This is a genomic window from Pseudonocardia sp. HH130629-09, from assembly GCF_001294645.1.
In the GTDB taxonomy this organism is placed as follows: Bacteria; Actinomycetota; Actinomycetes; order Mycobacteriales; family Pseudonocardiaceae; genus Pseudonocardia.
The window spans coordinates 4,130,294-4,152,612 of sequence record NZ_CP011868.1; the positions used below are offsets into that span (position 1 = coordinate 4,130,294).

Consider the following 22,319-nt stretch of genomic DNA (forward strand, 5'->3'; position numbering starts at 1 on the left):
GCCGGTCAGTCCTTGACGGCCGTCGCGCTCATCCCGGCGGCCTGGTGGTGCGGCCAGCGCGCCGGCTCGCCCTTCGGGTGGTCGCCGAGTACGGTGACGCGGCGGCCGGTGTAGTCGTTGACGGCGTAGTGCTGGGTGGCCCGGTTGTCCCAGATCGCGACCCCACCCTCGCTCCAGCGGTAACGGCAGACCCGCTGCGGGCTCTCGGAGACGTCGAACAGGTGGGTCAGCAGCGCGGTGCTCTCCCCCGGGGTCAGCTGCGGGATGCGCCGGGTGAACATCCGGTTGACGTACAGCGAGCGCCGCCCGGTGTCCGGGTGCACCCGGACGACGGGATGCTCGGCCTCGCTGCGGTAGGAGCCGTTCGGGTGCTCGAAGACGTGCAGCGCGGTGAGCCCGTCGAGCAGCTCCCGCAGCGGGGCGGACAGCGCCTCGTAGGCGAGGTACTGGTTGCTCCACATGGTGTCGCCACCGACCTCGGGGCCCTGCACGATCTGCAGCACCGACGCGATCGGCGGGGTCTGGGAGAACGTGACGTCGGTGTGCCAGACGTCGGCCTTCGCCCCCTGGTCGGAGTCGAGGAGGACGATCTCGTCGTGCCCGTCCAGCTTCGGCAGGAACGGGTGGACCTCCAGGTGACCCAGCCGCCTGCCGAACGCCTCGTGGTCGGCCGGGTCGAGACCGGCGTTGTCGGGCAGGAAGAGCACGAGGTGGTCGAGCAGGAGCTGGTACAGGTGCGCGAACACCTCGTCGTCCACGTCGGCGAGCGCGAGCCCACGCACCTCGGCCCCCAGCGCTCCGGAGACCGGACGGACGTCGAGCGAAACCATGTGAAAACCTTTCCGTACGCATTGTTCGACCGCCGTACCGCGCCCGCGGAATCGGTCGGGGGAATGCTGTGTCGAATTGTCACGGACCCTTGTCGGGATCCGCTCCGAACTGCCATCGTCAGTGGCGGACCGACTTCCCCTCCCGTTCGTCGAAAGGAACTCCGTGACCAGTCCGACCACGCAGGACGGCACCGCTGCTCTCGCCGCACTCGTCGACCTGGCGACCCCGTTCGCGGTGCGCACCGCGGTCGCCCTGCGGCTGCCGGAGCTGGTCCGGGACGGTCGCACCGACGCCGGTGAGCTCGCCGCGGCCTCCGGTGCCGATCCCGACGCGCTCGTCCGGCTGCTCCGCCATCTCGTCTCGGCCGGACTGTTCGCCGAGCCCGCGCCGGGCCGGTACGCGCTGACCCCGGTCTCCGAGGCGTTGCTGGACGACCGCAACGCACTGCTGCGTGCCTGGCTCGACGCCGACGGGCCCGGCCTGCGGATGGACCTCGCCTATGGCGGGATGCTGCACGCGGTCCGCACCGGCCGCTCGGCCTACCCCGCGGTGCACGGCCGTGAGTTCTGGGCGGACTACCGCGCCGACGAGCGGCTGCGCCTGTTCTTCGGCGCGACGATGGCCGGCTTCGCCTGGCAGACCGGTCCCGAGGTCGCCGCCGGGTACGACTGGGCGCCGGTCTCCTCGGTGCTCGACGTCGGCGGCGGCACCGGGGCGCTGCTCCACGCGGTCCTGTCCGCGCACCCGCACCTGCACGGCGCCGTGCTCGACCTGCCGGAGGTCGCCCCGGAGGCCGAGGAGTTCCTGTCCGGGGCCGGGCTGGGCGAGCGGGCCCGCTTCGTCGGCGGCAGCTTCCTGGAGCCACTGAGCCTTTTTCAACCTGCCGTTCCGGCAGCTCAGGGGCCTGGTTGTGTGGGTGCAGACGCCGAGCTAGCGAGCCGGTGACCTGTGCAGCTGTGGTCAGAGCAGTTGCGCTGCAACCTTCGCGATCTCCTGACGCAGAAGCTCGCTGGTCAGGTTGAAAAAGGCTCACTGCCCACCGGCTACGACGTGCTGCTGGTGTCCCGGGTGCTCACCGACTGGCCCGACGAGGACGCCGTCCGGATCCTGCGCCGCTGCGCCGAGGCCGTCGCGCCCGACGGCCGGGTGCTGGTGGTCGAGGTGCTGGCCGGGGAGGAGCACGCGAAGAACAACGCGTCGTTCGACCTGCAGTCGCTGACCCTGCTGGGCGGCCGGGAGCGGGTACCGGAGGCCTTCGACGTCCTCGCGTCCGAGGCCGGTCTGGTCGCCCGGGGCCGCCGGGACGGCGCGAACGGTCTGGTCGTGCTGGAGTACGCCAGGGCGTGAGCTCATCGGGCCGCCGCACCCGACCCGCGGACCGTCCGGGCCCAGCCGGGCAGCCGAGCGGCCCGCGGGTCGGGGAGCACCCCGATCTGGTGAAGGCGGTCCACCGGGGTCAGGCGCCGGATCCCGAGTCCGGACATGGTGTGCATAACCTCGTGCCGGATCCGGTCGTTGGCACCGGTCCCGGTCAGCGCACGGTCCCCGATCCAGGACCGTCCGGTGATCATCCGGGCGGCGTTGTGGCTGGTCCGGCCGATGTGGTGCAGGTCGTGGCGGCGTGCGGTGTCGTAGCGGCGCAGCGCGTGGTCGACGACGTCGTCCTGCAGCGAGCCGCCCTGCCGGAGCATCGCGGCCAGGGTGTGGGCGTCGGCGATCGAGCTGTTCATGCCCTGCGCCGCCATCGGGTGCACCAGGTGTCCGCTCTCCCCGACCAGGGCCAGCCCCGGCACCGTCAGCGCCGGCGCGAGTGTCCGGGACACCGGCAGCACCTGACGGTCCGCGACACCCGCGCGGAACGCCTCGGCCACCGGGTCGAGCCCGGGGCAGCCGCGCAGCACCCGGTCGCTCCAGGCGCGGAGCCCGTCCGGCCCGAGCCCGCGCAGCTCGTCCGCGGCGACCTGGACGTACAACCGCACCCGGCCCCCCGGGAGCGGGTACCGCAGCCGCAGCCCGCCGTCGGTCACGTAGGCGGAGAAGTCCGGCGGGACGGTGCCCGTCAGCTCGAAGGCGGCGAGCCGGTGCGGGTAGTCGGAACGGGGCGCGGTCAGCCCGGCCTCGCGCCGCAGCCGCGAGGAGACGCCGTCGGCGGCGACGACCAGCGCTGCCGTGACCGCGGTGCCGTCGCACCGGACGCCGGTGACCCGGTCACCGGTCCGGACCAGTCCCTCGACCAGCGCCCCGCGCCGCACCTCGACGCCAGGGGGCAAGGAGTCGCCGAGCGCCCGCAGGATCGTCGGGTAGTCGTGGGCCAGCAGCCAGGGCTGCGGGGTGGGCAGGTGCCCGTAGTCCAGCCGCATCCGGGGCGTCCCGTCGGCGGCCCGGGCGACCAGGTGCTCCAGCCGCAGCGCACCCGCCGCCTCCAGCCGGTCCGCCACGCCCCACTCCCGCAGGATGCCGAGGGAACCCGGCTGCAGCACCTCGCCCTTGGCGACCTGCTGCGGCTCCGGGCGCTTCTCCAGCACCAGGACCCGGTGCCCGAGCCTGCCCAGCGCGCAGGCCGCGGACAGACCGGCCACCCCGGCGCCGCACACCACCGCGTCGTACTCGGTGTCGTAGTCGGTGTCGCAGTCGGCGTCGTGTCCGTGGCTCACGTCAGGGCCTTCCGGTAGCGGCCGAGCGCGCGCAGCGCCATCCCGTGGGTGAACCCCGGGTTGGCGTAGCGGCTGACCCGGCGGACGTACTCGTGCACCGGCTCGGCCGGCCAGCCGCCGTCCGGCAGGCGGGCCGCCAGCAGCCACCGCACGGCCGGTTCCACCTCCGCCGGGGCCGCACCGGCGGCGAGCAGTGCCGCGACCGCCCAGCCGGTCTCCTCCACGGTTCCCGGGGCGCCGTGGCCGTCGCCCCAGGACCCGTCGGGGTTGCGGGTGCGCTCCAGCAGGGCCCTGGCGCGGACCGCGGGCCCGTCCCCGCCGCGGCCGCAGCGGGCGAAGGTCTCCAGCACCGCGGCGGTGCCCATCGTGTGCTCGCGGTACCAGACCGACTCGAAGCCACCACCGGGCAGCTGGGCCCGGCCCAGCCAGCGCAGCGCGCGGCGGACCCGCCGGTCGTCGGCCGGCACCCCGGCGTCGAGCAGGGCGTCGAGCGCCTGCGCGGTCGTCGTCGGGCAGGGGCCGCTGTTCGCGACCCTGGTGTTGCGCACGCACAGACCCCAGGAGCCCCGGGAGTCCTGCCGGTCGGTGAGCCAGCCGACCCCCTCGGCCACGGCGGAGTCCTGCACGGTGCCGGGGAGCCTGCTGAGCACGGACACGATCTCGCCCGTCTCCAGCACGGCGGGCCAGCCGCGCCCGGCGGTCCAGCCCCAGAAGCCGGGCGGGCAGCCGAAGGCGAGGAAGGGCCGGTGCTGTTGCAGGCCCAGCAGCGCGTCCCGGGAGGCGACCAGGCGCTCGTCGTCGCCGTAGCCGGCCTCGACCAGGCCCCGTACCGCGTACATCGTCCAGGCCGCGTCCAGCGGGGTCGTGGCCCACGAGCCGTCCGGGTGCATGGACCGGCGCAGCCAGCCGACGGCGGCGTCCACCATGTCCTGGCCGACGCCGGCGCGGGCCAGCCCGGTGCAGACCAGGCCGGTCACCCAGGCGTCCTCCGACCAGGATCCCGCGGACCCCTCGTGCTCGTAGGTCTGGCGGATCACGCGCAGCGCGTTCGGTTCGGCCAGCCGGGACAGCGTGCGCTGCACCCGGGTCAGCGGGCGGTGCCGGGTCTGGGCGAGCCCCAGCGCCGAGGCCATCGGCAGCCGCAGGTCGAACAGCCGCCGGTACAGGCCGGGCAGGAGCGCCAACTCCAGCGGGAAACGACGCATGTCGGCCGGCGCGATCCAGCCGACGAACCCGTAGAACTGCCGGCACCAGAGCACGACCTCCGGGTGCGGGATCGCGGCGAGGCCGCCGTAGCGCTCCATCCACCGCCGCCCGGCCGCGACCTGCTCGGCGGACCCCGCCGGGTCGACGAGGTGCAGCGCGGCGGCCGACACGGCGGTCGGACCCGGCTCCGCGGGCAGACCGGGCACCATCGCCCAGCCGCCGTCCTCGGTCTGGGTGCGACGCAGTCGTGCGGCCCCGGCGGCGATCAGGTCGGCGGTTCCACCGGGATCGGCGAAGTGCAGCGCGGTGACCGCACCCGCCGTCGCGAGGGTGGACCGCAGGCTGTCGGCGCCGTAGTCGAACACGCCGTCGTCGCGGCGCGACCGCAGCAGCGCCTCGGCCCCTCCCGCGATCGCCTCCGACACCTCGTCGGCGAGCCGACCGGTCCCGGCGTGGGCCGGTGTCATGGTGTGTCCTCTCCGTCCCCGGCATCGGCCGGGAACTCGTGCCGGGCCCGCATCCGGGCCTGCATGACCAGCGATGAGACGAGTGCGGGCAGCACCACCGCCCCGGCGACGAGCGGCCCCGCGGCACCCGCGACGACGGCGCCCGCGAGTAGCAGTCGTTCGGCGACCAGCACCTCGTGCGAGCGCAGCGCACGACGGGGCGTCACCGTGCCGGGGCGCACCACGACGAAGGCCCAGCCACCGACGAGCACCGCCAGTGCCAGACCACCGAACTGGGCGGCAGGCCGGTCCGCGACGACGGCGCCCACCCCGACCGCGACCATCGCCGACAGCCAGAGCACGGCCGCGGTCCGGACCGCCGTCGCGGTGCCGTGCCGGACCGGCACCGACCGGTAGCCGCCCGCGCGGTCGCCGTCGACGTCGCGCACCGTCCCGATCAGGTTGGACGCGGTGTCGTGCAGGGCGAAGCCCAGCGCGGCGGGCAGCAACGCCCAGGGGGGCCACGGCGCGACGGTCATCGCCCCCACGACCATCGCGAGCGCGGAGAGCACCCCGCGGTTGAGGTTGCCGACCAGCCCCCGCTGCTTGAACAGCCGGCTGTAGGTGATGATCCCGGCGACCGCGCAGGCGAACACCGGCAGCGTCCGCCAGTTCACCACGGTGGTCAGCACCAGCGAGCCGGCGACGCAGGCGATCCCGCAGGTCAGCGCGGCCCGGGGGGGGTGAGCCTGCCGGACGGGATCGGGCGGTGCGGCTTGGCGATCGCGTCCAGGTCCCGGTCGAAGTAGTCACCGAGGTAGTGCCCGGCCAGCCAGCCGAGCACCGGGGCCAGCACCGCGACGGCGAGCGGCCCCGGGGAGCTGCCGCCCGCCACCAGCGCCCCGGCCAGTCCCAGCAACGCCGGGTGCCAGGTGGTGTACGGCCGCCAGGTCTCCCAGTGCGCCTGCCAGGTCCCCCCGCCCCGCCGCGGTGCGGCACGGGCGTCGGCGCGCAGGGTGCGCCCGTCAGCGGTCACGGTCGACGGCGATCGCGGCGATCCCGGCGAGCCGGCGTGCCGCCTCGGCACCGGGGAGCTCACCGAGGCGGGCCACGGCCCGGTCGGCGTGGCCGCGCGCCCCGCACCGCGCCGCGTCCCAGAGGTCGTCCGCGGTCACGGCCGCGCGGAGCATCTCGTGCGCCTCGCTCGGGCCGAGATCCCCGGACAGGGCGGTCTCCACCGCCCGCCGCACGGCGGGTCCACCGTCGCGGTGTGCCAGCAGGACCGGCCAGGTGGGCCGCAGGTTGGCGGCGTCGCTGGTCGCGGGCTTGCCCGTGACCACGGCGTCGTCGAGGTAGGGCAGCAGGTCATCGAACAGCTGGAACGCGACCCCGGTGTGGTGGCCGTAGTGCCCGAGCAGGTCGACCTGCCCGGCGTCCCCGCCGCCGAGCGCGGCGCCCGCCCGGCACGCCCCCCCGGAACAGGGCTCCGGTCTTGAGAGCGGCCACCTCGAGGTAGTCGTCCAGGGTGCTTCCCGGTCGGCCGGGTCCGGGCGCGACGAGCTGGGACTCCTGGACCTGTCCGCGGCACAGGTCGCTACCGGCACGGGCCAGCTCGGCGACGGCCGTGACGACGGCCTCCGGCGGGGCCGCACACTCGGCGACGACGGCGAACACCTCGAACAGCAGCGCGTCGCCGGTCACGATGGCGTCCGGGACGCCGTAGCGGGCGTGCACCGACGGCCGGCCGCGACGCAGGTCGTCGTTGTCGATGATGTCGTCGTGCACCAGTGAGGCGACGTGCAGGTGCTCGACCGCCGCGGCGGCGGGGAGCACGTCCTCGCGCCGGCCGCCGACCGCCTCCGCCGCGGTGAGCAGCATGAGCGGTCGCAGGAGCTTGCCCGGTGCGAGCAGCGCGTAACGGGTCATCTCGTCGAACCGGGAGCCGGTGTCCGGACGACGCTCGGCGAGCGCGGAGCGGACGAGGCCGCGGGCCACCGTGTCGTCCCGGGCGGTGTCGCCGTCGGTGAGCGACAGCGCCCGGCTCACTGTGCCCGGCACAGGGCAGGTCTCCGACAATTCCTCGTAGAGCAGTGCGGGCGAGCGGTCCGGATCATCAGGCAGAACCTCCCCGAGAGCGGCACAGGCACGATCGGTGCCGTGTCAGCCGGTGAACGCGGCCCGAACGTACGATTACGTCATAGGTCGAGCAAGCGCTTGCGGCGCCGGCCGGACATCGCTTAACACCCGAACTCCGGGGTTCTCACCAGACTCTGCGACCGCGTTCTCCGCAGCCGCCGACACCGCCCTCGGCGCAGGAACGACTCCGCTCAGTACGCCCCGGTCACCAGGTTCGGAGGCTCCTCGCCCCGGACGAACGCCGCCAGCTGCTCGGCCGCGACGCCGTAGGCCCGGCGCATCGCCATCGGCACGGTCCCCCCGACGTGCGGGGTCAGGAGGAGCCCGGGTGCCGACCAGAGCGGGTGCCCCGGCGGCAGCGGCTCGGGGTCGGTGACGTCGACGGCGGCCCGGATGCGGCCCGAGGTGAGCTCGGCGAGGAGCGCGTCGGTGTCCACCACCGGTCCGCGGGCGCCGTTGACCAGGAGCGCCCCGTCGGGCATGGCGGCCAGGAAGTCGGCCTCGACCATGCCGCGGGTCTCGTCGGTGAGCGGGACGATCAGCACGGTCGCGTCGTACCGCGGGAGCAGGGCGGGAAGCTCGTCCCAGCCGTGGACGCCGTCGCGGGCGGTGCGCCCGACCATCGCGGTCTCCACCTCGAAGGGCTCCAGACGGGCCCGGGTCTTCTGCCCCACGTCGCCCGCGCCGACGATGAGGATCTTCTTGCCGGCCAGCTCCTCGGTCTGGTGGTAGTCCCACTCACCGCGGTCCTGGGCCCGCACGAACCGGTCGAGGTGGCGGTAGACGGCGAGCAGCACCGACACGACCCACTCGGCGGTCGCGCCGCCGTGCGCGCCACGGCCGTCGGAGAGCGCGACACCGTCGGGCAGCCGCCCGATCCGCGCCTCGGCCCCGGCGGTGAGCAGCTGCACCAGCTCCAGGTGCGGGATCCGCTCGGTCATCGCGACGGCCTCGGAGGTCGCCAGGAACGGGGCGACCAGGACCCGGGCCCGCCCGGCCTCGTCCGGCAGCGGCTTCTCCGGGTCGTAGACGACCGGCTCCAGCCCGTCCACCTCGGACAGGATCTCGGCTCCGGGGGCATGCGGCACGAGGACGGTCACGGGGCTGCGCATGGCGTCCGACCGTACTCACCGGGCACTCACCTCGCGGGGCCTAGCCTGGTTCCTCGTGACCGCCCGGCTGCTGCTGATCGTCGCGACGCTCGTCGTGCTGCTGGCCGGTTGCGCCACCTTCCCCGACGCGGGCTCGCGGGACTGGCGGCCCCAGGCCGAGGGCGCCGGCGAGCTGGGCGGGCCGCCCCGGATCGCCCCGGAGGAGCAGGCACCGCCGTCGGGCGGGCCGCCGTCGCCGCAGCAACAGGGGCCCGCGGCGGCCCCGCAGCCGTGCGTCGACCCGGACCCCCAGGTCGTGGCCGCGTGTCTGGGGCCGGTCGGGGCGGTGGCCGTGCTCCCGCAGGGCGACCACGCACTCGTCGCCGAGCGGCGGACCGGACGGGTGCTGGAGGTCCGCCGCGACGCCACGCCGCGGCCGGTCGCGACGGTGCCGGTCGGTCCGGCGGGTGGGCTGACCGGGCTGGTCCTGTCCCCCGGCTACGCCGAGGACCGCCTGCTCTACGCCCTGTCCGAGGGCCGGGTCTGGCGGATCGCACCCGGTGAGGCGCCGAAGCCGGTGCTGGCGGGGCTGCCCCCGGGCGGGGCGCTGGCCGTCGACGCGGACGGCTCCTCGCTGCTGGTCGCCACGCCCGCCGGAGCGGGTCCGCTCGCCGGGGCGGTGCTGCGGATCGACACCCTGGGCCGGCCGGCCCCGGGCAACCCCGACCGTGCCTCGCCGGTCCTGGCCCGCGGGCTCACCGCGCCGGGCGGGGTGTGCGTCGACCCGGCGGCACGGACCACCTGGGTCACCGACCGGACGGCCGGGCGCGACGTCCTGTACCGCGTCGCCCCGGGCGCGCTCGGCGCGCCGGCCTGGACCTGGCCGGACCGTCCCGGAGTCGCGGGGTGCACGGTGCTGCCGGGCGCGGTCGTCGTCGCCCAGAGCACCGGGAAGGCGCTGTTCGTACTCAACCCGGGCCCCGAGGGCACCTTCACCGGCGACCCGACACCGGTGCTGGAGGACACCTACGGCCGGATCGGCCCGGTCACCCTCGCCCCGGACGGCCTGCTCTGGCTGGGCACCGTGAACCGCGACGGCGGTGCCCCCGGCAGCACCGACGACCGGGTGGTCCGCATCCAGCCGCCGACCGGCGGCGGGGCCAGCGCGATCTGACCCCGGTTCGGCGCGGGCTCGTCTCCGGCCGAGCGGCCAGGACGCTCAGCCGAGCAGCGCGTACAGCGCGTCCAGGTCGCGGGCGACCTGCATCGCGCTGTAGACGCTGCCGTATTTGACGTTGCCCGCGGTCTCGACGACCTTCCCGGCCCGCACCGCGGGGAGCTCGCGCCACACCGGGACGTCGCGCATCGTCGCGAGCGCCCGTTCGGTACCGGTGTTCTGCAGGTAGAACCCGTCGGCGTCGCGGAACCGGCTCATCTCCTCCAGCGGCACCTCCTGGTCCGCGGCGTAGGCGCGTTCCTCCCCGGCCAGCGAGCCGCCCAGGTCGGTCAGCACCTGCTGCGGTAACCGGCCCGCCGTGTTCACCACGAACGTGCCCGCCTCGGGCCGCCACTGGGCGATGACGATCCGCCTGGTCGCCAGCAGCCCACGGCGGCGCTCCCGGACCCCGGCGGCGACCGCGTCGTACTCGGCCAGCACCCGGTCCAGTGCGTCGCGACGGTCGAGCTGGGTGGCGATCGTGGTCAGGTCGGCCCGCCACGGCACGTCGAACGAGGTCGGGACGACCGGCGCGATGCGCTGCAGCCGGGCGGTCGGCCGGTACTCGCCGTCGTCCTCGGCGGAGCAGACGATCAGGTCCGGGCGCAGCGCGAGGACCTCCTCGTCGAGGATCGGGCCCTTCAGGACCGGCAGCCCCGGCGGGGCCGGGACCCACGCGGCCGGGGGACGCAGGCTGGTCGCCGACACCGGCAGGCCGAGCGCGACGGCGGTCTCCAGGTCGACCCGCGAGTCGACGGCCAGCACCGACACCGGCGCGACCGGGACGTCGTAGGTGCCGAGCGAGGTGGTGACGCTACGGGTCGCGCCCGCCGGGGCCGTGCCGACGGGCGTCGACGGGCGACCGCAGGCGGCGAGCAGTTGGTGGCGGGTGGCGATCTCGACGACGGAGCGCTCGAGCAGCGCAGTGGACACGGGCCCTCCGGAGGCGTGGGATCTCCAGTGAGCTTAGCCTCGCCTCACTTGGCGGTCGCGTGTCGCGGACGAGGAACGGGCCCCGGTCCGGTCGGTTGCTCCGACCGGACCGGGGCCCGTCACCCGTGCCGCTGCGGTCAGGCCCCGACCCGCTCGACGATCAGCTCGCGGACCCGCTTGGCGTCGGCCTGGCCCTTCGTCGCCTTCATGACCGCGCCGACGATGGCCCCGGCCGCCTGGACCTTGCCACCGCGGATCTTCTCCGCGACGTCGGGCTGCTCGGCCAGCGCCGCGTCGACGGCGGCGACCAGCGCGCCCTCGTCGGAGACGACCTTCAGCCCGCGGGCGGCGACGACCTCGTCCGGGCCGCCCTCGCCGTCGAGCACGCCGTCGACGACCTGGCGGGCGAGCTTGTTGGTCAGCTCCCCCGCCGCGACCTGCTCGATCACCCGGGCGACCTGCGCCGGGGTGATCGCGAGCTCGGCGAGCTCGACCGAGCGGGTGTTGGCCTGCTGGGCCAGGTAGGACACCCACCACGAGCGGGCCTCCTGCGACGGCGCACCGGCCGCGACGGTGGCCTCGACCAGCTCCAGCGCACCGCCGTTGACCAGGTCGCGCAGCTCCTCGTCGGAGATGCCCCAGTCGCTCTGGATGCGCTTGCGGCGCTCCCACGGCAGCTCGGGCAGAGTGCCGCGCAGCTCCTCGACCCACTCGGCGGACGGAGCGATCGGGACCAGGTCGGGCTCCGGGAAGTACCGGTAGTCCTCCGAGGTCTCCTTGCGTCGCCCGGCACGGGTGTGGCCGGTCGCCTCGTCGAAGTGCCGGGTCTCCTGGACGATCTCACCGCCCGCGTCGAGCACGCCGGCCTGCCGGCTCATCTCGTGCCGGACCGCGCGCTCGACCGACCGCAGTGAGTTGACGTTCTTCGTCTCGGTGCGGGTGCCCAGCGCGCCGCCCTTCGGCGACAGCGAGAGGTTCACGTCGGCGCGCATCGAGCCCTGGTCCATCCGGACGTCGGAGACGCCCAGGGACCGGATCAGGTCGCGCAGCGCGGTGACGTAGGCGCGGGCCACCTCCGGGGCACGGGCCCCGGTGTCCGGGATCATCGTCGTGACGATCTCGATCAGCGGGACGCCTGCCCGGTTGTAGTCGAGCAGCGAGTGGTCGGCGCCGTGGATGCGGCCGTCGGAGCCGCCGACGTGCAGCGACTTGCCGGTGTCCTCCTCCATGTGCGCGCGCTCGATGCCGATCCGCACGACCTCGCCGTCGTCGAGGGTCAGGTCCAGGAACCCGCCCGTGGCGATCGGCTCGTCGTACTGGGAGGTCTGGAAGTTCTTCGGCATGTCCGGATAGAAGTAGTTCTTCCGGGCGAACCGGCCCCACGGCGCGATCGAGCAGTTCAGCGCCAGGCCGATCCGGATCGCCGACTCCACCGCGGCCCGGTTGACCACCGGCAGCGCGCCGGGCAGCCCCAGGCAGACCGGGCAGACCTGGGTGTTGGGCTCGGCCCCGAACTCCGTCGGGCAGCCGCAGAACATCTTGGTGTTCGTCGACAGCTCGACGTGCACCTCGATGCCCAGGACGGGGTCGTACCGGGCGACGACGTCGTCGAAGTCGACCAGCTCCACGGCCGCGGTCATGCCCTCACCTCAGCAACGTCCGGGACGCGGGCGACCAGCGGACCGCCCTCGTCGGCGTCGCGGGCGGCCTCGAACGCCGCCCCGACGCGGTACATGACGGCCTCGCCGAGCGCGGGGGCCATGATCTGCAGGCCGGTCGGGAGCCCCTCGGAGATACCGTTGGGCACCGACATGCCGGCCACCCCGGCCAGGTTCGTCGGGATGGTGGCCAGGTCGTTGAGGTACATGGCCAGCGGGTCGTCGACCTTGTCCCCGATCGGGAACGGCACGGTCGGCGTGGTCGGTGAGACCAGCACGTCGGCCTGGGCGAACGCCGCGGCGAAGTCCCGACTGATGAGCGTGCGGACCTTCTGCGCCTGGCCGTAGTAGGCGTCGTAGTAGCCGCTGGACAGCGCGTAGGTACCGAGCATGATCCGCCGCTTGACCTCGGGCCCGAAGCCCTGCTCGCGGGTGTTGGCCATGACCTCCTCGGCGGAGCGGCCCTCGGAGGCGCGCAGGCCGTAGCGCATGGCGTCGAACCGGGCGAGGTTCGACGACACCTCGCTGGGGAGGATCAGGTAGTACGCGGCCATCCCGTACTCGAAGTGCGGGCAGGCGACCTCGACGATCTCGGCACCCAGCTTCTCCAGCCGGCGCAGCGAGGCGTCGAACGCCGAGCGGACGCCAGGCTGGTAGCCCTCGCCGCCCAGCTCGCGCACGACGCCGACCTTCAGCCCGGACAGGTCGCCGGTCGCACCCTGGCGTGCCGCCTCGACGACTGCCGGGACGGGCCGGTCGATCGAGGTCGAGTCGAGCGGGTCGTGGCCGGCGATGACCTCGTGCAGCAGCGCTGCGTCCAGCACGGTGCGCGCGCACGGCCCACCCTGGTCCAGCGACGACGCGCAGGCGACCAGCCCGTAGCGGGACACCTGGCCGTAGGTGGGCTTGACGCCGACGGTGCCGGTGAACGCGGCGGGCTGGCGGATCGAGCCGCCGGTGTCGGTGCCGATCGCCAACGGCGCCTCGAACGCGGCCAGCGACGCCGCCGACCCGCCGCCGGAGCCGCCCGGCACCCGGCTGGTGTCCCACGGGTTGCGGGTGACGCCGTACGCCGAGTGCTCGGTGGAGGAGCCCATCGCGAACTCGTCCATGTTGGTCTTGCCGAGGATCGTGATCCCGGCGGCGCGCAGGCGCGTGGTGACCGTCGCGTCGTAGGGCGGCCGCCAGCCGTCGAGGATCCGCGAGCCACAGGTGGTGGGCATGTCCGAGGTGGTGAACACGTCCTTGAGCGCCAGCGGCACCCCGGCCAGCGGGGACTCCGGGGCCTCGCCCGCGGCGATCCGCTCGTCGACCAGCGCGGCGGCGGCCACCGCGGTCTCGGCGCCGACGTGCAGGAACGCGTGCACCTCACCGTCGACGGCGGCGATCCGGTCGAGGTGGGCCTGGGCGACCTCGACAGCGGAGACCTCGCGGGAGTGGATCTTCTCCGCGAGCTCGGCCGCGGTGAGGCGGATCAGGTCGTTCACTGCTCCTCCCCCAGGATCCGCGGGACGCGGAAGCGCCCGTCCTCGGCGGCCGGGGCGCCGGCGAGCGCCTGCTCCTGGCTCAGGCCGGGGCGGCGCTCGTCCGGGCGGAAGACGTTCTCCAGCGGGACGGCGTGCGAGGTCGGCGGGATGTCGTCGGCGGCGACCTCTCCGACCCGGGCCACCGACCCGATGATCACGTCGAGCTGCGACGCGAAGGTGTCCAGCTCGGAGTCGGTGACGGCCAGGCGGGCCAGCCGGGCGAGGTGTGCGACCTCGTCCCGGGTGATGACCCCGCCCGTCCGCTCCGCGGAATCGGCGGTCATGCCCCTCCTCTGGGATGGTGTCCGATGATGACGACGGCGGGAGGACGGTCGCAACGACAGTGCGGCGACGACGGTGCGACCGCCGGTCCGGCTGCCGACACGACCCGGCCGCTCCCGCGCGCGCCGGTCCATCGGGCGAGTCTATTCCCGCCGGTCCACCGGTCGATCGCCCCCCGGTGACCAGGTACGCACACCATGATGCGGGTGGCGGGTGACCGACGGCCCCGAGGGTGGCAGGATCATCGTTCCCGCCCGGAACCGCCCCCCGCCACTCCGGTGCGGTGCACACGCGTGCCGATGAGGCGCTCGCTGTCGAGGGAGAGGATCCACTCCGTGTCGTTCCTGCTCCGGGTCGTCCTCCCGGACAAGCCCGGCAATCTCGGGGCCGTCGCCTCCGCCCTCGGCGGGGCGGGGGCGGACATCCTCAGCGTCGACGTCGTGGAGCGCGGCGACGGGCAGGCGGTCGACGACATCGCCGTGGAGCTGCCGACCAACCGGCCGCCGGACGTGCTCATCACCGCGGCCGAGTCGGTGCCCGGGGTGTCGGTGGAGTCGGTGCGCCCGCACACCGGGCAGCTGGACACCCACCGCGAGCTGGAGCTGCTCGACGAGATCGCCGGCGACCACGCGCACGGGCTCGACCTGCTCGCCGGCGAGGTGCCGCGGCTGTTCCGCGCCGGCTGGGCGCTGGTCGCGGTCAGCGAGAACGGTCGTTCCTTCCGGATCGCGGAGAGCGCCGCGGCGCCCGAGACCCGGTCCGGGGACCTGACCTGGCTGCCGCTGGACCGGGCGATCGCCCTCGACGACAGCCACTGGGTGCCCGAGCCGTGGCGGGCGATGGACACCGAGCTGGCCGCCGCGCCGTTCGGGACCGGGGAACCGCCGAAGACGCTGGTGGTCGGACGGCCGGGTGGGCCGGTGTTCCGGCCGTCGGAGCTGGCGCGGCTGGCGCACCTCGCGGGGATCGTCGCGACGGTGCTGAAGGCCTGACCCCGCCACCCGCCCCTTCCGGGTGCAGCGGTGGATCCGGGTCAGACCCGGATGGACAGGGCGGTGCGGACGAGGTCGTCGTTGCCGGTCGCGAGCCAGCCGTCGGGGCGCACCAGGACGTCCTCGAAGCCGATCCGGGTGTCGATGTTGACCCGGGTCGCGTACTCCAGCACCGGCCAGGCGCCCTCCTCCTCGCCGTGCAGCAGCACGGGCACGGGGGGCTGGCCGAGCGCGCGCAGGATCCGGATGCCCTCGGCGACGGCGGTCTCCGGGTCGATCACCGTCGACTCCGCGATCACCCGGCGGGTGCCCGGGGGCAGCCCGTTCTGGCGGAGGGTGACGGCGTCACCGCTGGTCCAGACACCGAGCTCGACGGCGATGCCGACCGACCACGCGGCGTGGCAGACCTCGGTCCAGCCGAGCTCGTGCACGTTGACGCCGCACACGTCGGGCTTGCCGGAGCCGAGCCGGCCCCAGGACAGGACGGTCTCGACGCGGTCCTTGGGGTCGGGCTGGATCCAGCGCCCGGTCGGGACGCCGATCTCGATGCCCGGGGCCTCCTGGCGGATCAGCGACACGACGTCGCCGACCACGGCGGGCTCGATCGTCTCGGCGCCGCTGTCGTCACGCGGGTGCACGTGCACCGAGGTGACGCCGAGCCGGGCGACGGCCCGGGCGTCGCGGGCGAGGTGGCGGGCCAGGGTCGGCAACGCCGGGTGCGCGTCCGCCGGTCGTGAGCCGTTGAGCGCCGCCTGCAACACCGTGTGTTCCCCAATCCGAGTGGTCGTCCTCCCGCCGGGACGACCCCGGCGTGCGACCGAGGGTAGGCGGTGATCGTCCGCGGCCGGTGTCCGGGCGCGGTCGCGTCCGGGCGACGTCGGCGTCCGGACGCCGGGCCGCGCCGGACGCCCGACACGCCCGGTGAGTGGTCGCTCACCGTCGGCGTGCTGCAAGCCCGGCCACCGGGCGGACCAGCGGTCGCGCGCCGGCCCGGACATGGGGCTGTCAGGCGTCGGCGGCCTGTTCCCGCGCCGCGTCGGGGCCGCGGGCGAGCAGGACCTCGAACCCGGCCTCGTCCAGCACCGGCACCCCGAGCTCGACGGCCTTGTCGTACTTCGAGCCGGGCGCCTCCCCCGCGACGACGAAGGCCGTCTTCTTCGACACCGACCCGGCCGCCCGCCCGCCGCGGGCCATGATCGCCTCCTTGGCCTCGTCGCGGGACCAGTTCTCCATCGAGCCGGTGATGACGATCGAGAGGCCCTCCAGGAAGCGGGGCACCGAGTCGTCGACCTCGTCCTCCATCGCGACGCCCGCGGCCCGCCACTTCTGCACGACCTCGCGGTGCCAGTCGACGGAGAACCAGTCCCGCACCGCCGCGGCGATGGTCGGGCCGACACCGTCGACCCCGGCGATCGGCGCGAGCGCCTCCGCGACGGCCTTGGCCCGGGCACGCGCCGCGGCCCGCTCCTGCTTCGCGGCCTCCACGGCCCCGTCGTCGGACGCCCCGTCGCCGGCAGACCCGTCGTCGGGTGCCGCTTCCGCCTCGCCTGCGGCAACCGCCGCCTCCGCCTCGGCGGCCTCGACATCGCCGGTCGCCTCGGCGGCGGCACCCTCGGCCGTCGGCGCGGCGGCCTCGGCCGCGGCGTCGTCCTCCCCCGCCGTCCCGTCGGAGACGATCGCGACCCCGGCGGCCTCGGTGTCCGCCTTCGCCTGTGCCGCGGCGCGTTCGAGAGCCTCCATCGACCCGAACTCGCGGGCCAGCGCCTGCGCGGCGGTCGGCCCGACGTGCCGGATCGACAGCCCCACCAGCACCCGCCACAGCGGCCGGTCCTTAGCCGCCTCCAGGTTCCTCAGCAGCTTGCGGCCGTTGACCGTCAGCTCGCCCTTCTGGTTGCGGAACAGCTCGGTCCGCAGCAGGTCGGCCTCGGTGAGGGAGAAGACGTCGCCCTCGTCGGTCAGCACACCCGAGGTCAGCAGCGCCACCGCGGCCTCGTAGCCGAGCCCCTCGATGTCGAACGCGCCCCGGCCCGCGACGTGGAACAGCCGCTCCCGCAGCTGCGCCGGGCAGGAGCGGGCGTTCGGGCAGCGCCGGTCGACGTCGCCCGACTTCTGCTGCACGAGCGCGGTGCCGCACTCGGGGCAGCGCGTCGGCATGACGAACTCGCGCTCGGAGCCGTCGCGCACGTCGGTGACCGGACCCAGCACCTCGGGGATGACGTCGCCCGCCTTGCGGATGACCACCCGGTCACCGATCAGCACGCCCTTGCGACGCACCTCGTCGGCGTTGTGCAGGGTCGCCATCTCGACCGTGGACCCGGCGACCTTCACCGGTTCCATCACCGCGAACGGGGTGACCCGGCCGGTCCGCCCGACGTTGACCCGGATGTCGAGCAGCCGGGTGGTGGCCTGCTCCGGCGGGTACTTGTAGGCGATCGCCCAGCGCGGGAACCGGGAGGTCGCGCCGAGCCTGCGCTGCAGCGCCACCTCGTCGACCTTCACGACGACGCCGTCGATCTCGTGCTCGACGTCGTGCCGGTGCTCACCCCAGTACTCGACGTACTCGATCACCTTCTCGATCCCCTGGAGCACCCTGGTGCGCGGGGAGACCGGCAGGCCCCAGGCGACCAGTGCGTCGTAGGCGTGGGACTGGGGGTCGGGGGTGAACCCCTCCCGCTTGCCCAGGCCGTGGCAGATCAGCCGCAGGTTGCGCGAGCCGGTGACCCGTGGGTCCTTCTGGCGCAGGGAGCCGGCCGCGGTGTTGCGCGGGTTCGCGAACGGCTCCTTGCCCGCCTCGACCAGCGAGGCGTTGAGCCGCTCGAAGTCCTCCAGCCGGAAGTAGACCTCGCCACGGATCTCGACGAGCGCCGGCACCGGGAACTCGTCGGTGCCGGTGAGCTGCTCGGGCACCTCGGCGAGGGTGCGCATGTTGAGCGTGATGTCCTCGCCGGTGCGCCCGTCGCCGCGGGTCAGGGCCCGGGTGAGCCGCCCGCCCTCGTAGAGCAGATTGACCGCGAGCCCGTCGATCTTGAGCTCGCACAGGTAGTGCAGGTCCCCGCCGACCTCCTTCGTCACCCGCTCGTGCCAGGTGCGCAGGTCCTCGGGCGAGAAGGCGTTGTCCAGCGACAACATCCGCTCGAGATGGTCGTAGGAGGTGAAGTCGGTGGAGAAGGTCCCGCCGACGCGCTGGCTCGGCGAGTCCGGCGTGACCAGCTCGGGGTGGGCCTCCTCCAGCGCGAGCAGCTCGTGCCACAGCTCGTCGAACTGGCCGTCGGAGACGACCGGGGCGTCCAGCACGTAGTACCGGAACTGGTGGTCGGCCACCTCGGCCGCCAGCTGCGCGTGGCGCTCGCGGGCCTGCTGGGCGTCGGACTGGGAACTCACGAGACGCAGGTTAGCCGCGCCCCCCCCCCCCCCCCCCCCCCCCCGACGGTCATGCGCAACCGAGCAGGGGAATCTACGGTCGGGGGATGGACCAGGCTGCCGTGGAGCTCGCGCACCGGATGTTCGACCTTGCCCGCGAGGGTGCGGCGGACCGGCTGGGCGCCTACCTCGACGCGGGCGTCCCGGTCGGTCTGACCGACCCCAAGGGCGACACCCTGCTGATCCTCGCCGCCTACTACGGCCACGACGCCGTAGTCGCCGACCTGCTGGCCCGCGGCGCGGAGCCGGACCACACCAACGACCGCGGCCAGACCGCGCTCGCCGCCGCGCTGTTCGCCCGGTCGGCACCGTCGGTCACCGCGTTGCTGGCCGCGGGCGCCGACCCGCACCACGGGAGCCCGTCGGCGTGGGCGACCGTCAAGCACTTCGAGCTGCCCGACATGCGGGCGCTGCTGGAAGCGGGGGCCTGAGCCGTGCTGAGGCTCGGGTTCCCGGTGGTCGGCGTCGTCGACCTCGACCGGGCCGCCGCGTTCTGGGCCGCCGCACTGCACCTGCACGTCTCCGACGAGTGGTCGAGCTCGTCCTGGCGCACCCTGACCGGTTCCGACGGCGAGCGGGTGCTCGGCCTGATGCGCAGCGCGTCCCCGCCCGAGCCCAGGCCCCGGCTCCACCTGGACCTCCTGGTCGACACCACCGCCGAGCAGGACGCCGAGGTGGCGCGGCTGACCTCGCTGGGCGCGACCCGGCCGGTCTGGGACGACTACCCCGCCGAGCCCGACTTCGTCGTCCTCGCCGACCCCGACGGCAACGTCTTCTGCGTGGTCGACCTGAGCCGGGCGCCGTCGTCGGGAGGTGTCGGTGGCGACGCCTAGAATGCAGGTGTGAGCACCATCGAGAACGACACCCGGCAGACCGGCACCGCCACCGACGCGCGCGTCGTCGGCGAGACCGCCCGCCGCCGGACGTTCGCGGTGATCTCCCACCCCGACGCGGGCAAGTCGACCCTGACCGAGGCGCTGGCGCTGCACGCGGAGGTCATCGACTCCGCCGGTGCGGTGCACGGCAAGTCCGGCCGCAAGGGCGTCACGTCGGACTGGATGGAGATGGAGCGTGCCCGCGGCATCTCGGTGTCCTCGGCGGTGCTGCAGTTCTCCTACCGGGACTGCGTGATCAACCTGCTCGACACCCCCGGCCACGGCGACTTCTCCGAGGACACCTACCGGGTGCTCGCCGCCGTCGACGCCGCGGTGATGCTGCTCGACGCGGCGAAGGGTCTCGAGCCGCAGACCCTCAAGCTCTTCGACGTCTGCCGCTCGCGCGGCGTCCCGATCGTCACCTTCGTCAACAAGTGGGACCGACCGGGCCGCGAGGCTCTGGAGCTGCTCGACGAGGTCGAGCAGACCATCGGCCTGCGCCCCATGCCGCTGACCTGGCCACTGGGCATCGCCGGGCAGTTCAAGGGGCTCATCGAGCGCAGCACCGGCGAGTACACCGCGTTCACCCGGGCCGCCGGCGGCGCGACGAAGGCCACCGCACAGGTCGTCGACGCCGAGACGATCGCCGCGCAGGAGCCCGAGTACTGGCAGAACGCGCAGGACGAGCTGGGCCTGCTCGACGAGATCGGCGCCGGTTTCGACGAGGAGGGCTTCCGCTCCGGCACGGCCACCCCGGTCCTGTTCGGCTCGGCGCTGTCCAACATCGGTGTCGCCCGGCTGCTCGACTCGCTGGTCGACCTCGCCCCGCCGCCCGCCCCGCGGCCCGACGTGAAGGGCCAGGACCGCCCGCTGGAGGCGCCCACCTCCGGGCTGATCTTCAAGGTCCAGGCCGGCATGGACAAGGCGCACCGTGACCGCATGGCGTTCCTGCGGATCTGCTCGGGCCGCTTCGAGCGCGGCATGGTGCTCACCCATGCCGCGACGGGCAAGCCGTTCGCGACCAAGTACGCGCAGTCGGTGTTCGGCGCCGAGCGCACGACCGTCGAGGAGGCGTTCCCCGGCGACATCGTCGGCCTGGTCAACGCCACCGCCCTGCGCCCCGGGGACACCCTCTACGCGGCCGACCCGGTCGATTTCCCCTCGATCCCGGCGTTCGCCCCCGAGCACTTCGCGGTGATCCGCGCGAAGGACGCGGGCAAGTACAAGCAGTTCCGCAAGGGGATCGAGCAGCTCGGCAACGAGGCGGTCATCCAGATCCTGCGCTCGGACCTGCGCGGCGACCAGGCACCGGTGCTGGCCGCGGTGGGGCCGCTGCAGTTCGACGTGGTCACCACACGGCTGGAGACCGAGTTCAACGCGCCGGTCACCCTCGACCGGCTGCCGTACCAGATCGCGCGCCTGGTCGACGCCGAGGCGGTCGAGAAGCTGGCCGGGCAATCCGAGTGCGAGGTCCTGCGCCGCGACTCCGACGGCGAGCACCTCGCGTTGTTCACCAACAAATGGCGGATGGACATCGTCCAGCGCAAGTTCCCGGACATGCGGTTCGAGGCCATGCCCGCCGGGTCCTCGATCTCCTGATCCGCTGAACACCGTCGCCGGGGTCGGCGCCGCGCTGCTCTCGGCGCTGCTCTTCGCGCTCGCCGCCGTCGCGCAGCAGACCTCGGCGGCGGCGGACCCGCACGACCGGGGGCTGCGGATGCTGGCGCGGCTGGTCCGCGATCCGCGCTGGCTGGCCGGGTCGCTGGGTGACACGGCGGCGTTCGCGATGCAGGCCGTCGCGCTCGGGTTCGGGTCGCTGCTGCTGGTGCAGCCGCTCATCGTCACCCAGCTGGTGTTCGCGCTGCCGCTGGCCGCGTCGTGGGCCGGGCGGCGGCCGTCCCGCCGGGAGCTGGCGTGGGCCGCGGTGCTGGTGGTGGCGCTGGTGCTGTTCGTGACCGTCGGGGAGCCGACCGCGGGTGTCGACCGGGCCGGGCTCACCGCGTGGGCGCCGACGGGGTCGGTGCTGCTGGTGCTGTTCGCCGCCTGTCTCGTGGCGGCCCGGTCGACGACGGGGACGGCCCGGGCACTGCTGCTGGCCGCGGCCACCGGCATCGCCTACGGCGTCGTCGCCGCGCTCACCCTGGGCGTGGTCGACACGCTGTCCGACGGGATCACCACGGTGCTGACCTCGTGGGAGACCTCGGCGCTGGTCGTCGCCGTGGTCGGCGGGACCCTGCTGCAGCAGGCCGCGTTCCAGGCCGGGGCGCTGGGGGCGTCGCTGCCCGCGGTGGTCGTCGGGGAGCCGGTGGTGGCGGCGGTCGTCGGCGTGACCGTGCTCGACGAGCGGCTGTCCACCGGCGGGGCCGGGTGGGCGCTCGTCGCGGTGCTGGTGGCCGTGCTCGTGGTGGCGACGATCGCGCTGGCCCGGGCGAGCGCCGGAGCCGGGACCGAGAGCTCCGGCCGGCGGGCACCGTAGAGCCCGTTGCCGACAGGGTCCTCCGACCATAGGGCCCTCGGGACGCCAGGTCGAACGCGTCGCCCGGACCGCCGGTTCAGGGGGTGTGGCAGGCCACGGGCCCGCAGGCCGGCGTGGCGTCGGCGCCCTGCACCGGCGGCGGTCCCGGCCCGGTGACGGCGAGGATCACGAACGCGGCCAGCCAGATCAGCCCGCCGGCCAGCCCGGCGACCGACAGTCCCGCGGCCGACATCGCCGTCCGGGACCGGCCCGGGCAGGCACGGACCGCGCCCAGCGTGCCCAGCACCAGACCGCCGATGGCCAGGACGACCCCGGCAGAGGCGAACGCGAGACCGGCGACGGTCAGCGGCGACAACGCGGACAGCGCGATCGCGACGGCGACGAACACCGAGCCCAGCGCTCCCAGCACCAGCGCGGACGACCCGAGACCCCCCGGCGGGGTGGTCGGGTGTCGGACGTCGGACCGGTCTCGGAGCACGGCACAAGGATCGGGGGTCGGACGGACCTGCCGCTGTCGGGGACACCGCAGATCCTCAGTTCTGGGTACGCGGCGGGGGCCCCGGAACCGGCCTACGGT

The 22,319-nt window shown here is 74.4% G+C and carries 23 protein-coding genes; 8 read left to right on the forward strand and 15 right to left on the reverse strand.

What is annotated here, in order from left to right:
* Positions 1-5: 5 nt before the first annotated feature.
* Positions 6-830 carry a TauD/TfdA dioxygenase family protein gene (locus tag XF36_RS18985; protein WP_060713003.1) on the reverse strand — a complete coding sequence of 275 codons (825 nt, stop codon included), beginning with the start codon at positions 828-830 and terminating at the stop codon, positions 6-8.
* A 163-nt stretch (positions 831-993) separates the two neighbouring features.
* On the opposite strand from XF36_RS18985, the gene XF36_RS18990 reads away from it, so the two are divergent.
* Together XF36_RS18990 and XF36_RS29595 are read left to right on the forward strand one after the other, a co-directional pair.
* Positions 994-1,776 carry a methyltransferase gene (locus XF36_RS18990; RefSeq protein ID WP_064485460.1) on the forward strand — a complete coding sequence of 261 codons (783 nt, stop codon included), beginning with the start codon at positions 994-996 and terminating at the stop codon, positions 1,774-1,776.
* A gap of 24 nt (positions 1,777-1,800) precedes the next feature.
* Complete coding sequence (locus XF36_RS29595; RefSeq protein ID WP_238588962.1) at positions 1,801-2,178, forward strand: methyltransferase; 378 nt, start codon at positions 1,801-1,803, stop codon at positions 2,176-2,178.
* A 2-nt stretch (positions 2,179-2,180) separates the two neighbouring features.
* Here the strand turns inward: XF36_RS29595 and XF36_RS18995 are convergent, their stop codons facing one another.
* From XF36_RS18995 to XF36_RS19015, 7 genes are all read right to left on the reverse strand, one after another.
* Positions 2,181-3,485, reverse strand: a complete 1,305-nt coding sequence (locus tag XF36_RS18995) for an FAD-dependent oxidoreductase (protein ID WP_060713004.1) — start codon at positions 3,483-3,485, stop codon at positions 2,181-2,183.
* On the reverse strand, positions 3,482-5,158 hold the full coding sequence (locus XF36_RS19000; protein WP_060713005.1) for a prenyltransferase/squalene oxidase repeat-containing protein: 1,677 nt from the start codon (positions 5,156-5,158) through the stop codon (positions 3,482-3,484). Before XF36_RS19000 ends, XF36_RS18995 begins: the two co-directional genes overlap by 4 nt.
* Positions 5,155-5,829, reverse strand: coding sequence for a UbiA family prenyltransferase (locus tag XF36_RS19005; protein ID WP_414706199.1), 675 nt, complete (start codon positions 5,827-5,829; stop codon positions 5,155-5,157). The genes XF36_RS19000 and XF36_RS19005 overlap by 4 nt, the downstream gene beginning before the upstream one ends.
* A gap of 32 nt (positions 5,830-5,861) precedes the next feature.
* Positions 5,862-6,173 (reverse strand): UbiA family prenyltransferase, encoded by a 312-nt coding sequence (locus XF36_RS34360; protein WP_238588963.1) that lies wholly within the window; start codon positions 6,171-6,173, stop codon positions 5,862-5,864.
* A complete protein-coding gene (locus XF36_RS34900) occupies positions 6,163-6,555 on the reverse strand; it encodes a polyprenyl synthetase family protein (protein WP_255357112.1) in 393 nt (130 codons plus the stop codon). The genes XF36_RS34360 and XF36_RS34900 overlap by 11 nt, the downstream gene beginning before the upstream one ends.
* Positions 6,503-7,195 (reverse strand): polyprenyl synthetase family protein, encoded by a 693-nt coding sequence (locus tag XF36_RS34905; protein ID WP_255357061.1) that lies wholly within the window; start codon positions 7,193-7,195, stop codon positions 6,503-6,505. The genes XF36_RS34900 and XF36_RS34905 overlap by 53 nt, the downstream gene beginning before the upstream one ends.
* Before the next feature lie 269 nt (positions 7,196-7,464).
* On the reverse strand, positions 7,465-8,385 hold the full coding sequence (locus tag XF36_RS19015; protein WP_060713006.1) for a 2-hydroxyacid dehydrogenase: 921 nt from the start codon (positions 8,383-8,385) through the stop codon (positions 7,465-7,467).
* 55 nt (positions 8,386-8,440) lie between these two features.
* On the opposite strand from XF36_RS19015, the gene XF36_RS19020 reads away from it, so the two are divergent.
* Positions 8,441-9,538: a PQQ-dependent sugar dehydrogenase gene (locus tag XF36_RS19020; protein WP_082375509.1), complete on the forward strand. Its 1,098-nt coding sequence runs from the start codon at positions 8,441-8,443 to the stop codon at positions 9,536-9,538.
* A 45-nt stretch (positions 9,539-9,583) separates the two neighbouring features.
* Here the strand turns inward: XF36_RS19020 and XF36_RS19025 are convergent, their stop codons facing one another.
* The 4 genes from XF36_RS19025 to gatC form a co-directional block, all read right to left on the reverse strand.
* A complete protein-coding gene (locus XF36_RS19025) occupies positions 9,584-10,513 on the reverse strand; it encodes an ABC transporter substrate-binding protein (RefSeq protein ID WP_060713007.1) in 930 nt (309 codons plus the stop codon).
* A gap of 137 nt (positions 10,514-10,650) precedes the next feature.
* Complete coding sequence (gene gatB, locus XF36_RS19030; RefSeq protein ID WP_060713008.1) at positions 10,651-12,153, reverse strand: Asp-tRNA(Asn)/Glu-tRNA(Gln) amidotransferase subunit GatB; 1,503 nt, start codon at positions 12,151-12,153, stop codon at positions 10,651-10,653.
* On the reverse strand, positions 12,150-13,658 hold the full coding sequence (gatA, locus tag XF36_RS19035) for an Asp-tRNA(Asn)/Glu-tRNA(Gln) amidotransferase subunit GatA (RefSeq protein WP_060713009.1): 1,509 nt from the start codon (positions 13,656-13,658) through the stop codon (positions 12,150-12,152). Before gatA ends, gatB begins: the two co-directional genes overlap by 4 nt.
* Complete coding sequence (gatC, locus tag XF36_RS19040; RefSeq protein WP_020622204.1) at positions 13,655-13,981, reverse strand: Asp-tRNA(Asn)/Glu-tRNA(Gln) amidotransferase subunit GatC; 327 nt, start codon at positions 13,979-13,981, stop codon at positions 13,655-13,657. Before gatC ends, gatA begins: the two co-directional genes overlap by 4 nt.
* A gap of 333 nt (positions 13,982-14,314) precedes the next feature.
* Here gatC and XF36_RS19045 point away from each other — a divergent pair, with 333 nt between their 5' ends.
* On the forward strand, positions 14,315-14,971 hold the full coding sequence (locus XF36_RS19045; protein ID WP_060713010.1) for an amino acid-binding protein: 657 nt from the start codon (positions 14,315-14,317) through the stop codon (positions 14,969-14,971).
* 41 nt (positions 14,972-15,012) lie between these two features.
* Here the strand turns inward: XF36_RS19045 and XF36_RS19050 are convergent, their stop codons facing one another.
* Positions 15,013-15,732: a 3-keto-5-aminohexanoate cleavage protein gene (locus tag XF36_RS19050; RefSeq protein WP_060713011.1), complete on the reverse strand. Its 720-nt coding sequence runs from the start codon at positions 15,730-15,732 to the stop codon at positions 15,013-15,015.
* A gap of 244 nt (positions 15,733-15,976) precedes the next feature.
* The gene (gene ligA / locus XF36_RS19055) at positions 15,977-18,352 is read right to left on the reverse strand and encodes an NAD-dependent DNA ligase LigA (protein WP_193393978.1); all 2,376 of its coding nucleotides are present in this window, start codon (positions 18,350-18,352) and stop codon (positions 15,977-15,979) included.
* An 86-nt stretch (positions 18,353-18,438) separates the two neighbouring features.
* On the opposite strand from ligA, the gene XF36_RS19060 reads away from it, so the two are divergent.
* From XF36_RS19060 to XF36_RS19075, 4 genes are read left to right on the forward strand one after another with little or no spacing between them, the layout of a single operon-like run.
* On the forward strand, positions 18,439-18,822 hold the full coding sequence (locus XF36_RS19060) for an ankyrin repeat domain-containing protein (RefSeq protein WP_060714819.1): 384 nt from the start codon (positions 18,439-18,441) through the stop codon (positions 18,820-18,822).
* Positions 18,823-18,825: 3 nt separating this feature from the next.
* Positions 18,826-19,224: a VOC family protein gene (locus XF36_RS19065; protein WP_060713012.1), complete on the forward strand. Its 399-nt coding sequence runs from the start codon at positions 18,826-18,828 to the stop codon at positions 19,222-19,224.
* Between the two features lie 9 nt (positions 19,225-19,233).
* Positions 19,234-20,865, forward strand: coding sequence for a peptide chain release factor 3 (locus XF36_RS19070; protein ID WP_414706200.1), 1,632 nt, complete (start codon positions 19,234-19,236; stop codon positions 20,863-20,865).
* A 46-nt stretch (positions 20,866-20,911) separates the two neighbouring features.
* Positions 20,912-21,742, forward strand: a complete 831-nt coding sequence (locus XF36_RS19075; protein ID WP_238589349.1) for a DMT family transporter — start codon at positions 20,912-20,914, stop codon at positions 21,740-21,742.
* 76 nt (positions 21,743-21,818) lie between these two features.
* Here XF36_RS19075 and XF36_RS19080 read toward each other — a convergent pair whose 3' ends face one another.
* On the reverse strand, positions 21,819-22,220 hold the full coding sequence (locus tag XF36_RS19080) for a hypothetical protein (protein WP_060713014.1): 402 nt from the start codon (positions 22,218-22,220) through the stop codon (positions 21,819-21,821).
* Between the last annotated feature and the right edge of the window lie 99 nt (positions 22,221-22,319).

Excerpts from the sequence above, each read along its gene's own strand:
- gatC (WP_020622204.1), bottom strand. The coding sequence starts at position 13,981 with ATGACCGCCGATTCCGCGGAGCGGACGGGCGGGGTCATCACCCGGGAC.
- XF36_RS19060 (WP_060714819.1), top strand. The coding sequence starts at position 18,439 with ATGGACCAGGCTGCCGTGGAGCTCGCGCACCGGATGTTCGACCTTGCC.
- XF36_RS19015 (WP_060713006.1), bottom strand. The coding sequence starts at position 8,385 with ATGCGCAGCCCCGTGACCGTCCTCGTGCCGCATGCCCCCGGAGCCGAG.
- XF36_RS18985 (WP_060713003.1), bottom strand. The coding sequence starts at position 830 with ATGGTTTCGCTCGACGTCCGTCCGGTCTCCGGAGCGCTGGGGGCCGAG.
- XF36_RS19000 (WP_060713005.1), bottom strand. The coding sequence starts at position 5,158 with ATGACACCGGCCCACGCCGGGACCGGTCGGCTCGCCGACGAGGTGTCG.
- gatB (WP_060713008.1), bottom strand. The coding sequence starts at position 12,153 with ATGACCGCGGCCGTGGAGCTGGTCGACTTCGACGACGTCGTCGCCCGG.